General features: G+C 52.4%; 10 protein-coding genes, 2 tRNA genes and 1 pseudogene. 10 read left to right on the top strand and 3 right to left on the bottom strand.

Annotated elements, in window-relative coordinates; all coding sequences use genetic code 11:
* Positions 1-221: 221 nt before the first annotated feature.
* From JXO50_05840 to JXO50_05830, 3 genes are all read left to right on the top strand, one after another.
* Entirely contained in the window at positions 222-632 is a 411-nt protein-coding gene (locus JXO50_05840) for a PAS domain S-box protein (GenBank protein ID MBN2332609.1), read from the top strand.
* Between the two features lie 90 nt (positions 633-722).
* Positions 723-2,684: a PAS domain S-box protein gene (locus tag JXO50_05835; protein MBN2332608.1), complete on the top strand. Its 1,962-nt coding sequence runs from the start codon at positions 723-725 to the stop codon at positions 2,682-2,684.
* 11 nt (positions 2,685-2,695) lie between these two features.
* A complete protein-coding gene (locus JXO50_05830) occupies positions 2,696-3,505 on the top strand; it encodes an AMIN domain-containing protein (protein ID MBN2332607.1) in 810 nt (269 codons plus the stop codon).
* Between the two features lie 152 nt (positions 3,506-3,657).
* Here JXO50_05830 and JXO50_05825 read toward each other — a convergent pair whose 3' ends face one another.
* Complete coding sequence (locus JXO50_05825; GenBank protein ID MBN2332606.1) at positions 3,658-4,170, bottom strand: ferritin family protein; 513 nt, start codon at positions 4,168-4,170, stop codon at positions 3,658-3,660.
* 95 nt (positions 4,171-4,265) lie between these two features.
* Positions 4,266-5,348 (bottom strand): alanine dehydrogenase, encoded by a 1,083-nt coding sequence (gene ald, locus JXO50_05820; protein ID MBN2332605.1) that lies wholly within the window; start codon positions 5,346-5,348, stop codon positions 4,266-4,268.
* A gap of 441 nt (positions 5,349-5,789) precedes the next feature.
* Here ald and trkA point away from each other — a divergent pair, with 441 nt between their 5' ends.
* Positions 5,790-7,133 (top strand): Trk system potassium transporter TrkA, encoded by a 1,344-nt coding sequence (trkA, locus tag JXO50_05815; GenBank protein ID MBN2332604.1) that lies wholly within the window; start codon positions 5,790-5,792, stop codon positions 7,131-7,133.
* Between the two features lie 2 nt (positions 7,134-7,135).
* A pseudogene (locus JXO50_05810) lies at positions 7,136-8,587 on the top strand (TrkH family potassium uptake protein).
* Between the two features lie 21 nt (positions 8,588-8,608).
* Here JXO50_05810 and JXO50_05805 read toward each other — a convergent pair.
* Positions 8,609-9,076 (bottom strand): iron-sulfur cluster assembly scaffold protein, encoded by a 468-nt coding sequence (locus JXO50_05805; GenBank protein ID MBN2332603.1) that lies wholly within the window; start codon positions 9,074-9,076, stop codon positions 8,609-8,611.
* A 155-nt stretch (positions 9,077-9,231) separates the two neighbouring features.
* Between JXO50_05805 and JXO50_05800 the strand changes: the two genes are divergently transcribed.
* The 5 genes from JXO50_05800 (at position 9,232) to clpX (ending at position 12,875) form a co-directional block, all read left to right on the top strand.
* Positions 9,232-9,307 (top strand) — tRNA-Lys (locus JXO50_05800).
* A 91-nt stretch (positions 9,308-9,398) separates the two neighbouring features.
* Positions 9,399-9,482 (top strand) — tRNA-Leu (locus tag JXO50_05795).
* Between the two features lie 197 nt (positions 9,483-9,679).
* A complete protein-coding gene (gene tig / locus JXO50_05790) occupies positions 9,680-10,996 on the top strand; it encodes a trigger factor (protein ID MBN2332602.1) in 1,317 nt (438 codons plus the stop codon).
* Positions 10,993-11,598 (top strand): ATP-dependent Clp endopeptidase proteolytic subunit ClpP, encoded by a 606-nt coding sequence (gene clpP, locus JXO50_05785; protein ID MBN2332601.1) that lies wholly within the window; start codon positions 10,993-10,995, stop codon positions 11,596-11,598. The genes tig and clpP overlap by 4 nt, the downstream gene beginning before the upstream one ends.
* Positions 11,595-12,875 carry an ATP-dependent Clp protease ATP-binding subunit ClpX gene (gene clpX / locus JXO50_05780; protein ID MBN2332600.1) on the top strand — a complete coding sequence of 427 codons (1,281 nt, stop codon included), beginning with the start codon at positions 11,595-11,597 and terminating at the stop codon, positions 12,873-12,875. The genes clpP and clpX overlap by 4 nt, the downstream gene beginning before the upstream one ends.
* Positions 12,876-12,952: the final 77 nt, after the last annotated feature.

The raw sequence follows: 12,952 nt of genomic DNA, 5'->3' as shown, positions 1-12,952 counted from the left end.
TTTTATGTTTTATTTTATGCGTTTACCAAAACTTGACTGGCTAGTTTAACGTACGTTGTAAAAAGAACTTTTGACTGTCAAGTAATTAATATCTGCGCATTAACTTGGATGAATTTTCCACAGCTGTTGATCTGGCAAGGTTGATTGCTCGCTGTGATCGTCATGCGGGGGGAAACAGCAAGAAACAGGTGGGTTGCTGCCCGGTGAAAAGGAATTCGGCCGTGAATAGTGATCATGATTTCCTGGCCTTTGAGCAGGAATTGCAACACAGTCAACAGCAGTACCGCTTGCTGGTTGAACAGGTGAACAGTATCATCCTGCGCTTGGATGCTCAGGGAAGGATTCTGTACCTCAATCCTTTTGCCGAGTCCTTTTTTGGTTTTCCTGCCGATGAACTGCGGGGTAAGCATGTGGTGGGCACCATTGTTCCAGATGTCGATGAAGCCGGCAATGACTTGCGGCTAATGATCAATAATCTTTTTTGCCGGCCCGAGCACTATCATGTTAACGAACATGAAAACATCTGTAAAAATGGTCAAAGGGTGTGGGTCTCCTGGACGAACAAGGGTCTTTATGACGCCGCTGGCACACTGACGGAAATATTCTGTATCGGGCATGATGTTACTGGCTGAAAGGATACCGAAAAAAAACTCGCATCGGCTCAAAGCCAGCTGGAAAAAATAGTTGAGGAGAAGGATATCGAGCTGCTGATCACCAGGGAGGTGCTGGCCGGAGAAAACTTTGAACGTCTCCAGAGCCAGGCATCCCTGAAGGAGAGTGAAGAATGGCTGAGAATTCTCATTGATGCCATCCCTGATATCATCTGCTTGAAAGATGCAGCTGGCCGGCGCTTGATTGCCAATACCGCCTATGAACGCCTTTTCCAGCTTGAAGGGATCGATTATCGGGGTAAAACAGACGATGAACTGGTGCGTCTCTACCCGCAGCTAAGCAGTCTCTTCACCACCCTGTGTAAAAAAACTGATCAGCAGGCCTGGATGTATGGGGGAAGTGTTCGCCTGCAGGAGGTTATCCCTGATGCTGAGGGTGAAAAAACGGTTTTTGATATTGTCAAGGTACCCATTGTTCATCATGACGGTTCGCCCAAGGGCCTGGTGAGCATCGGGCGCGATATCACGGTTGCCAGGCAGAAATCCCGGGCCCTCCGTGAAAGTGAGGAGAAATACCGGGCTGTTCTTGAGTCAAATCCTGACCCGGTGGTGGTCTATGATCGGGAAGGTCTGGTGGTCTATTTCAATCCCGCCTTTACCGAGGTGTTCGGCTGGACGATGGCGGAGTGTGCCGGTCGGCGGCTGGATCATTTTGTTCCGGAAGATACCTGGCCTCTAACCAGGATGATGATTGACAAGGTGAAGGTGGGCGAGAGCTTCTCGGGCATCGAGACAAGTCGGTACACAAAAGATGGCCTGCGTATTCCGGTAACCATCAGTGCTGCTATCTATCACGATCTCCAGGGGATGCCTTTGGGCAGTGTTATCAATTTGCGCGATATCAGCAGCCAGAAAGAACTGGAGGCCAAATTGCAACGGGCGCAGAAAATGGAGGGCATCGGCCTGCTGGCTGCCGGCGTGGCCCATGATCTCAACAACGTGCTGGCCGGCCTGGTGAGTTATCCTGAACTGCTGCTGCAACGGGTTTCCCACGATGACCCACTGAGGAAAGCCCTGGTGACGATTCAGAAATCGGGGGAGAAGGCAGCCGCCATTGTCAGTGATTTATTGACGCTGGCTCGCCGGGGCGTCACTGTCGATGAGGTGGTCAACCTGAACCGGATCATCAGGGATTATCTGAAAAGCCCTGAAGGTGAAAAGCTGCTGTCACTGCATCCGACGGTCAGCATTACCACCTGTCTGGCTCCTGATCTGCTGAATATTGTCGGTTCCCCGGTTCATCTGCTCAAAACAATGATGAACCTGATTGGCAATGCAGCCGAGTCGATGCCGGAGGGGGGGGTGATCAGAATTGAAACCGCCAACCGTTATCTTGATGGCGGGATGAACGGTTATGATGGCCTCAGCGAGGGTGACCATGTCGTCGTTCAGGTTGCGGATGACGGGGTGGGGATTGCACCGACAGAGGTTGAAAAAATTTTTGAACCGTTTTATAGCAAGAAAATCATGGGTCGCAGCGGTACCGGTCTGGGGATGGCAATTATCTGGAATACGGTTCATGATCATCATGGTTCCATAGATGTGCAAAGCTCTGAAGGTCAGGGGACGACCTTTTCCCTGTTTTTTCCTGCCAGCAGGCGTCAGCTTGCCAAGGCTCCCGGGCTGCTTTCCCCTGAGGAATATGCCGGCCGGGGTGAAACTATCCTGGTGGTAGACGATCAGGAAGAGCAACGGCAGATAGCGGCGGAAATGCTCGGTAGCCTGGGCTACGACGTGATGGTGGCGGCCAGCGGCGAGGCGGCGGTCGCCTATCTGCAGAATAATAAGGTTGACCTGGTGGTTCTTGATATGATTATGACCGGGATCGATGGCTTGGAAACCTATAAACAGATTACTGCCTGCAACCCCGGACAGAAAACTATTATCGCCAGTGGCTATTCCGAGTCAGGACGGGTCCATGAAGCGCAGCGCCTGGGTGCCGGGGCTTATGTCAAGAAGCCCTACCTGTTGGAAAAAATTGGTCTGGCTGTGCGTCGGACCCTTGATGGATGAAGGAGGAGAAGATGCCCCGGGGTCGAACAAAGCTGTCAGGAGTGTTGCTGATGGTCGTGTGCCTGCTTGCCGCCGCCCATGGTTTCTCCTGGGGGGCGGATGGTGATGGTCAAGGTAGTTTGCTGGCGACCGGATCTGATTCCGGGTTGTCCGCAGTCTACTATACCTATACGGCCATCGACAACCGGAGTGAAATTGTCATCCAGGCCGACGGCCTCCTGGGAGAGCATCGGATTTTTTCCCTGGATGCCCCCCCCCGGCTGGTGGTTGATCTCGAGCAGATGACGTTGCCGGTATCCCCGTTGCTGAAGGAGATAGGTCGTCCTGAGCTGCTCCGGATCCGGGCTGCCCGACGTGGTTCAGCAGTTCGTTTTGTCTTTGATCTGCCGCCGGAATCAGTGGGGGAGCATCACCTTTTCAGGGATGAAGACAGCTTGAAAGTGGTTATTCAGGGACCGCTCGGCGAGCAGCAGGAAGCTGCCGATAATGGGCTTCCTCTTCCTCCCGAGAACCTTGACGAGGCGGCCGTTGTGCCGGTGAGCGTTCCGGAGCCAGAGCCGTCTGCCGCCAAGACCTATCAGGGGAAATCCGTCTCCGTTCATCTGTTTCAGCGTGATATTGCTGACTTTTTTGCCGAAATAAGCCGGCAGACGGGAGAGAGATTCATTCTTTCCCCTGATATCACCGGGAAAATTTCCCTTCGTCTGCGGGCCATTCCCTGGGACCAGGCCGTTGACCAGGTTCTGGGGTATTACCATCTCCAGATGTCGGCAGCCGATGACGCCTCTTCATGGTTGGTCGAACGGCAGGAAAAGCCGTAACCCCTGTCCGCAAACCGCTGTTCGCCAATATGAATGACCCCGGGCGGCCGGCAACAGGTCGGGCAGCAGGCTACTATCTTTCCGGTGGGTTTTTTCCCTGTCCTCTGCAAGACCTGTCACCATCCTGCTCCCCGGCGATGATCGTTGTGCCGCTACATGGGGGTAAAGTGGTTAGCCTGCCAGTAGTCTTCCTTGAGCATTTCCAGCTCCTGTTCCAGGGCTTGGAGATGTTCCTTCTCCCAATCGGCCAGGCCCAGATAGAATTCCTTTGCCTCTTGCGAACCAGCTTTTTGCGCACATTGGCGATAAAAGGCGACGGCATCCAGCTCCAGCTTCATGGCGATGGTCAGGGCGCTGATCTCAAAGTGACAGTCCTTGATCCGTTGCCGCATTGCCGAGCTGAAAATGGGGTTGTCCTTGCCGGCCGGGGCCTCTTTTGCCAGTTTGGTTGAAAAATCGTACGTGCCGGTATCGATGATTGCTTTATACTGGTGGCGGAGATAATTGAAATGACGCAACTCTTCGTCAGCCATCTGGAGAAAAACCGCCTTTCCCTGCTCATCACTGGTACTCTGGGCGGCATTCCGATAGAATTGATTGCCGATCATCTCTGCTTCCATGGCGCTTTTCAACGCTGTCAGGATCTCCTTGTTCTGGTTGGCCATCAGTTTTCCCTTTCCTCATTGCAGTTGTTGATGTGTGCTTCATCTCTCTCGTCACGAGTCGGTATTTTCTCAAAAAAACCGGCTCTTGGTCCACCTTAAAGTATTCCCGCATCCCGGGCAAGGGCCGGATGAACAATAGCTCCTTCGGCCACCTGGAGGGCACTGTAAAGGGGGCTGTCCTCCCGGCTTGCTGCCTCAATGCCCCTGTCAGCCAGAAGTTTTATTGAAGGCAGGGTGGCATTGGTCAGTGCCAGGGTCGCAGTTCGCGGGTAGGCGCCGGGCATGTTGGCCACCGCATAGTGGATAATGCCTTTGATCGTGTAGACCGGGTTGTCATGGGTGGTCGGCCGGCTGGTGGCGACACAGCCGCCCTGATCGACGGAAACATCGATGATGACGGCTCCCAGCTTCATGATTTTCAACAGCTCATGGGAAATAATGATTGGCGTGCGGCCACCGGGAACCAGCACGGCTCCGATGAGCAGGTCGGCTTCAGCAATTTCTTCAGCGATCAGATCTTGCTGGAGTGGCAGGGTTTGCAGCCGCCCCTGGTAGAGTCTGTCCAGCTGTTGCAGTGGGGCAAGGCTGCGGTTCATAACCACAGTTTCCATGCCGAGACCGACGCAGATGCGAGCGGCATTGCTGCCTACGGTACCGGCTCCCAGGATCACCGCTTTGCCTGTTTTGACCGTTGCGGCCCCGGTGGTGAGAACACCTGTTCCTCCCAATGATTTCTGGAGATAATAGGTGCCGATGATGGGGGCCATGCGGCCGGCTATTTCGCTCATGGGGGCCAGCAAAGGAAGCGCCCCGTTGACCTGCAGGGTTTCGTAACCAAAAGCGGCCAGCTCTTTTTTGATAAGCATCTCAAGGAGCGGTGGATTGGCAGCCAGGTGAAGGTAGGTATAGAGTGCCTGGCGGGGTTGAAAAAGATCGTACTCCTCCGGCAGGGGTTCCTTAACCTTGACAATGAGGGCGGCACGGGAAAAGAGGGTCTGGCGATCAACAAGTGATGCCCCAGCCTGTTCATAGGCATGGTCAGTAAACCCCGAGCCCTCTCCCGCGCCCTTTTCGATGAGAACCAGATGACTGCCCCGAACCAGTTCACTGACGCCGGACGGGGTCATGGCCACCCGGTATTCCTGTGCCTTGATCTCCTTGGCGATGCCGATGATCATCCTATTTATGCTCCTGCTCTGCCCATGATAGTTTGCGCCGACCAAAAACGTTAGCCGTTGGATGGCTGCAGCGTCCCGAACATCCACAGACGAACAGAGAATCGCCTTCCGGAGTAACGGTAATGAACCCTCTGTCCGGCGAGAAGTTTTCTGATTGTAGACGAAGATCAGAGGTAAGTGAGGTTCCAGCCGGGAGATTGGTTAAAGATGACCATGTTCAGGGGCGGATGTCAAGTAAAACCAGGTTTTTTCTACGACTCTACTTGCTGCCGCAGTTGACAATCAGGGGTGGGTTTGGTAGGAGAAGTTCATCGGGAAACGGCCGTTTCCCGATTTATCTTTTCGACCGACAGTCGTTACGTTTCTGTCCGTCTGTTTCGATGATGCTGATTGGCCGGTTTGGGGAAAAATTTGCATGGTGTTCTGTTGCCAGGAGGATGCATGAAAATTGTTATTGCCGGTTCAGGGGAGGTAGGGTTTCATATCGCTGAACAGCTGATTACCGGTAACCAGGATGTAATTCTGATTGAGAAAGATCGTGAGCGGGCAAAATTTGTCACCGAGCACCTTGACTGCCTGGTTGTTCATGGAGAGGCCAGCAGCGTCGAAGTGCTTGTTGATGCCGGAATGTCCGGAGCCGATATCTTTATTGCGGTTACCGATCTTGACGAGGTGAACATGGTCTCCTGCCTGGTGGTGGCCAGTGAATTCGATACACCGGTGAAAATTGCCCGGGTACGGAATGTCGCTTATAAAAAAGCTGCTGCATTCAAACATGGTCTTCGGGGGATTGACTATATCGTCAATCCGGAGATTGAAGCCGCCCGGGCAATCATGAATACCATCGAACATGGGGCAACCAGTGATATCCTCGTGTTTGAGGAGACGGATATCCAGCTTCGTAACATCTATGTTGATGAACGTTCTTTCTTTAAGGGCAAAACGCTCAAGGACATCCGCCGGGATCTGCCCTATAGTTTTATTGTTGCCGGCGTCTCCCGTGGTGATGAGATTGTCATCCCCCATGGCGGTACGGTTATTATGGAAGGTGACCATGTCTACCTGGTTTCCAGCCGGGCAAATCTGGAGCGGATTCTGGCTATCAGTGGCCGGCCGAAACGGGCATTGAGGAATATTGTGATTGTGGGTGGCAGTAAAATAGGCCGCTATGTCTGCGAGCAGCTGCTGCGCAGCGGCCGCAAGGTCAAGATGGTTGATAAGGATTATGAGAAGTGTAAGCGGCTGGCGGCCCAGTTCCCCGAAGCCCTGGTTATCAATGAAGATATATCGGAGGAGAAAATTTTTGAGGAGGAGCAGCTCCACACCGCTGATTTATTGATTGCTACCACCAATGATGAGGCCCTGAATATGCTGACATCTATCTATGCCAAACAGCTGGGCATTAAGCGGGTTATTCCTCTGGTCAATAAAACCAATTATGTCAATATCGCTGCCAACCTGGGAATCGATGCGACGGTCAGCCCGAAAACCAGTTCGGTAAGTGCCATCTTGAAGGTGATTCGCCGGGGACACATCAAGAGTGTTCACACTATTTTTGACGGCAAGGCGGAAGCCATAGAGTTTGTCGTTCCCGTGACCAGCGCCATGGTGGGTAAGGCGGTAAAAGATCTGCAGCTTCCTTTCGGTGCTCTCGTGGTGGCGGTCAACCGGCAGAACAAGAACTATGTGCCCAATGGTGATTTTATCATCGAAGGCGGCGACAACGTCATTACCTTTGCCAAAACCGAACAGGTTGGGCATTTAGAGGAAGTTTTCAGTCATTAATCATGCATGGGCGCACAGTTGCTAAAATTATTGCCATCCTTCTGGTAATAACCTCCTTTTTCATGTTTTCCTCAGCGCTGGTGGCTTGGTGGTACGGCGAGCGGCAGGCAATGGTAGGTTTTCTGCTGCCGGTGCTAGTGGTGCTTACGGTCTGTGGAACGCTTCTGTCGCTGGTGAAAGGCAAGGCAAAAGAGTCCTTGTCGATCAGGGATGGTTTGCTCTTTGTCGTCCTTGGTTGGCTGATGGCTTCTCTGGTGGGGGCGTTGCCCTTTTATCTCAGCGGCACTATTGCCCACTATCCCGATGCCTTTTTTGAAACCATGTCCGGATTTACCACCACCGGAGCTTCCATTCTGACCGAGATTGAATCACTGCCCAAATCCATGTTGTACTGGCGATCTTTGACCCATTAGCTTGGTGGGATGGGGATTGTGGTGCTGACGGTTGCGATTCTGCCATTGCTGGGAGTCGGTGGGTTGCAGCTGGTGAAAGCGGAGGCCCCCGGTCCCACCGTTGACAAGATCACCCCCCGGATAACGGAAACGGCAAAATATCTCTGGTATATCTATCTGGGGATCACCATTGTGGAAACCATCTTGCTCATGGCCGGCGGCATGAGTTTTTTTGATGCTCTGACCCACACCTTTGGCACGGTTGCCACTGGCGGTTTTTCGCCGAAAAATGGCAGCGTCGGCCATTATGGCTCAGCCTATCTGGATTTGGTGATTACCCTTTTTATGCTGGTGGCCGGGATGAATTTTACCCTGCACTTCAAGCTGCTTACCGGCCGGGCGAAAAAAGTCTTCGGCGATACGGAACTCAAGGCTTACCTGGTGATTTTTGCCGGTTCAGTTCTGATCATGACCCTCAATCTCAACCATCGGGTCTATGATGATCTTTTTACCAGCTTCCGCTATGCTGCCTTTCAATCTGCCTCCATCCTGACCACCACCGGCTATGCGACTGCCAACTATGAACAGTGGCCGACGATGGCCCAGCTGGTTCTTTTCGTGCTGATGTTTGTGGGTGGGTGCTCCGGTTCCACCGGTGGCGGGATCAAGGTGATCAGGATCGTTACCTTGCTCAAACAGGGGATGAACGAGATGAAGTATCTCGTTCATCCGAAAGGCATTTTTACCTTGAAGCTCAGTGGCAATCCGGTGCGCAAAAACATTGCGTATGCGATTTCCGGCTTTTTCTTCCTCTATATCTTCATTATTCTCCTGGTGACCTTTGTGGTTGCCACCTCCGGGGCCGACATTGTCACGTCCCTGTCTGCTTCCCTGGCAACGGTGGGCAATATTGGTCCCGGTTTCGGCCGGGTGGGGCCAACGGGCAACTACGCCCATTATCCCGACTATGTCAAATGGGTTCTGAGTCTTGCCATGCTGGTGGGTCGGCTGGAGATCTATACCGTCCTGGTGCTGCTGACGCCAACCTTCTGGAAACGATAACCGGCCTGACAACCATCCCGGCTACCGCCGATAGAGCTGCTTCCAGCCGGCTGCCCGGTTTTCGTGGTAGTTGCGGATGGTTTCTTTCAGGGTTTTAACGGCCAGGGCGGCGCAGTGCTGCTCTTGTTCGGGCAGACCATCCAGGGCGGCGAGCAGCGCTGCCGGGGTGATCTGCATTGCCTGCTGGACATCCATGCCGATCACCATCTCCGTCAGCCGGCTGCCGCAGGAGAGGGCCCCGATGCAGATGTCGCTGACAAACGTTGCCTTGGTGATAATCTCGGTGGTGTCCCGCCTGGATATTTTCAGCCACATCCACATGGCATCACCACACGGCCCGCGACCGCCGGCGTGGCCATCGGCCTTGTCCATCTGTCCCAGATTTCGAGGATGCTGAAAATAGTCAATAACCAGAGGTGAGAATGCCGCTGACGGGCTGACCTGCCGTTCAGCGGTTATGGGGGGATATGAACGGGGTTGATGATCCATGCCTAACCTACACTAGTGGAGGTGAAATGTTTCCATTTCCCATAGCATGCATGGTCATTCGGGACAAGAAGGAAGAAAAAAGATTTGACAAAATAGCGGTTTTTCATTATACGACTACATTCCGCAGCTTGGCGGCGGAATGCCTGTATCTGTGGGGGCCGTTAGCTCAATTGGCAGAGCAACTGACTCTTAATCAGTAGGTTGAAGGTTCGATTCCTTCACGGCTCACCATCTGCATTGCATTGGTCACAGGAGGGAGGAAAGGCTGGCTTGTTGCCTTATCCCATTGCAGCAGCCTTCCTGTGGCTTTTTTTGTCTCCTTGCGAGAGTGGCGGAATTGGCAGACGCACTAGACTTAGGATCTAGCGGTTTTACCGTGGGGGTTCAAGTCCCCCCTCTCGCACCATTGACCTACCAGGCCGTTACCGGCACCTGAACCGCTTCACATGCTTTTTACCGTTTTTCCATCAAAGTATGTCAGCAGGTGGTTGCATGGAGCTTGGCGGTGCGTTGGTTTTCGTATGTTGCTGCTACCGGTTTGGAAGGATGATGTCGGGGTTGGACTCGGCTAACTGTTAATATATTGCTGTTGAGGTTTGTCAGATGGAAATTACGGTTACTGACCTGAGTGGGGTGAAGAAAAAGATTGCGGTTGCCGTTGATCAGGAGCGAATCCATGGTGAGATGGAAAAGGCCCTGAAGAAATACCGCAAAAAGGCCAGGGTCAAGGGTTTCCGGCCCGGAAAAGTGCCGGTCAGCATGGTGAAATCGCTGTATGATGAGCAGATGAGGGTTGAGGTTATGGAAGCCCTGGTCCAGAGCTCCTATCTTGAAGCCCTGAATGAAAAAAATATTGTTCCCCTGGCATTTCCACAAGTGGAAAACCTTTCTTTTGGTGAGAACAATGATTATCTTTCGTACGAGGCAACCGTTGAAGTAAAGCCAGAATTTGAGATTGATGGCTATCTTGGTCTGGAACTGGAGCGCTATCCAGCTGAGGTTACTGACCAGGAGATTGATGAGGGGATGGAAAGCCTGCGTCAGGCGTACGCCGAATATGTGCCGGTTGAAGATCGTCCTTCCCGTGAAGGGGATACGCTGGTGATTGATTTCAGCGGCAAGATAGATGGGGAAGCGTTTCCCGGTGGTTCCGCTTCCGGTTACACGGTGGAACTGGGTTCCGGTACCTTCATCCCTGATCTTGAAAATCAGCTGCCGGGACTGCCGCTGGATGAGACGCGGGATATTGAGGTAACCTTTCCTGAAGATTATCCCAAAGCCGAACTGGCCGGCAAACCGGCAGTTTTTACCGTTACCGTCAAAGAGATCAAGGAGAAAACCCTGCCGGAGATTACCGATGATTTCGCTGCCGATGTTTCTGCCGGGGAAATTACCACGGTGGCCGAACTGCGGGGGAAAATCGCTGAAGGGGCACGATCCAGAAAAGAAGAGATGGCCAAGCGGAAAACGGTTGATGCCATGCTGACCAAGTTGCGGGCTATGGTTGATTTTGAGATTCCTGAGTGTTTGGTTGAAAACGAGCAGCAGGCAATGCTGCAGGCCATGAAGTCCCGCTATCTGGCCCAGGGGTTGGAACAGGGGATGGTTGAACAGATGGTTGATGCTAATCAGGACAAGGTCAAAGAGGATGCCGTTGAAACGGTAAAGAATACCTTGATTTTGGAGCGGTTGGCAGAACTAGAGGAGATTACCGCCACCCAGGAGGAGATCAGCAAGCAGTTGCATAATTTAATCTACCAGTCAGGACGGGATCCCCGGTCCTTGAGTGAGCACTATAAAGGGCGTGAGGCTGAGCTGGAAGAAAACCTGAGAACCCAGGTGGCGATGGATAAATTGATTGCCCGCCTGCTGGACAACGGGATCTACAAGAATCCGGAAGAGGTCAAGGAAGAGTCATGAGTTATGTGCCTATTGTTGTCGAACAGAGCCCGAAAGGTGAACGGGCCTATGATATCTATTCGCGGCTCCTCAGGGACCGGATCATTTTCCTTGGTACGCCCATCGATGATCAGGTTGCCAACGGGATTATCGCCCAGCTTCTCTTCCTGGAGGCTGATGATCCTGACAAGGATATTAATATTTACATTAATTCTCCCGGTGGGGTAGTGTCGGCCGGCCTGGCGATCTATGATACCATGCAGTTCGTTAAGCCTGATGTGACGACGATCTGTGTCGGCCAGGCGGCCAGTATGGGTGCCCTGCTGTTGGCTGCCGGCAGCCCGGGGAAGCGGTACGCCCTGCCCCATTCAACGATTATGCTGCATCAGGTCATGGGCGGGGTTTCCGGTCAGGCATCTGACGTGGAGATCCATGCCAAAGAGATTTTGCGGTTGAAAAAAGCCCTGAACCAGATTCTCCATCATCATACCAAAAAATCCATGCGGCATATCCAGAGTGATACTGACCGGGATTATTTCATGTCAGCAGAACAGGCTAAAGATTACGGCGTAATTGACGAAGTTATAGAGCATCGTACGGTTCAGGAGAAGGTGCTGAAATAATGAAGCGAGATAAAGAAAACGGTTTGCTCAGATGTTCCTTTTGCGGCAAAGACCAGAATAGCGTTAAGAAACTGATTGCCGGTCCGTCTGTTTTTATCTGCAACGAGTGTATTGAACTCTGTAATAATATTATTTCCGGTGAGCTGGAAAAGGAATCTCTGAGCCGCTTTCGGGAAAATATTCCCACCCCTAAAGAGATCAATGACAGTCTCGATGAGTATGTCATCGGCCAGGAGAAGGCCAAAAAGAAGCTGGCGGTCGCCGTTTACAACCACTATAAGCGTATCGCTTCCCAAGAGTATGCCGGCGATCAGGATGTGGAACTGCAGAAAAGCAATATTGTCCTTATCGGACCCACCGGCTGCGGGAAAACCCTTTTGGCCCAGACCCTGGCCCGTATTCTGCAGGTTCCCTTCACGATTGCCGATGCCACCAACCTTACGGAAGCCGGCTATGTGGGCGAGGATGTGGAAAATATCCTCGTAGCCCTGTTGCAGGCGGCTGATTATGATGTTGAGTTGGCTTCCCGCGGCATCGTCTACATAGATGAGATAGACAAGATTACCCGCAAGGGTGACAGTCCTTCCATTACCCGCGATGTTTCTGGCGAGGGGGTTCAGCAGGCTTTGCTGAAGATTCTTGAGGGGACGATTGCCAATGTTCCTCCCAAGGGGGGGCGGAAGCATCCTCAGCAGGAGTTCATCAAACTGGATACCCGTGACATCCTTTTTATCTGTGGCGGGGCCTTCAACGGTCTGGAAGAGATTGTCCAGCGGCGTCTGCGGGGCAATGTCCTGGGGTTCAATTCGGCCATCAAGGGCAAGAATGATTTAAGCACCGAGGAGCTTTTTACCCAGGTGACACCCGAGGATTTACTGAAATATGGCCTTATACCGGAGTTTATCGGTCGCTTGCCGGTGATTTCTGCTTTGGGAGAATTGGATGAAGAGGCATTGGTAAAGATTTTGACCGAGCCGAAAAACGCCCTTGCCAAACAGTATAAAAAGATTTTTGCCATGGATAACGTGGAGCTTGAGTTCAGTGATGATGCCTTGCGGTGCATTGCCCACAAGGCAACTGAACAGAAAACCGGAGCCCGGGGCTTGCGTTCAATCATTGAAAATGTGATGACCGATATCATGTATGACCTGCCTGATATGGACGCGAGTAAGTGTGTTATTGAAGAGGATGTTATCGAAGGTGGCGGTTCTCCCATCCTGGTTTTTGAAAAAAGGAAAAAAAGCCGCAAACAGCCAGATAAAGCCCATGCCAGCTGAGTTTTTGCTTGACAGGGGTTTGTGCTGATTGGTATATAGTGCAAGCTTTTATCCATCCATATTAAAAAGGGGGGGGG

It is taken from the genome of Candidatus Anaeroferrophillus wilburensis (genome assembly GCA_016934315.1).
Taxonomy (GTDB): domain Bacteria; phylum Desulfobacterota; class Anaeroferrophillalia; order Anaeroferrophillales; family Anaeroferrophillaceae; genus Anaeroferrophillus; species Anaeroferrophillus wilburensis.
This window is presented reverse-complemented; position numbering and strand designations above follow the sequence as displayed.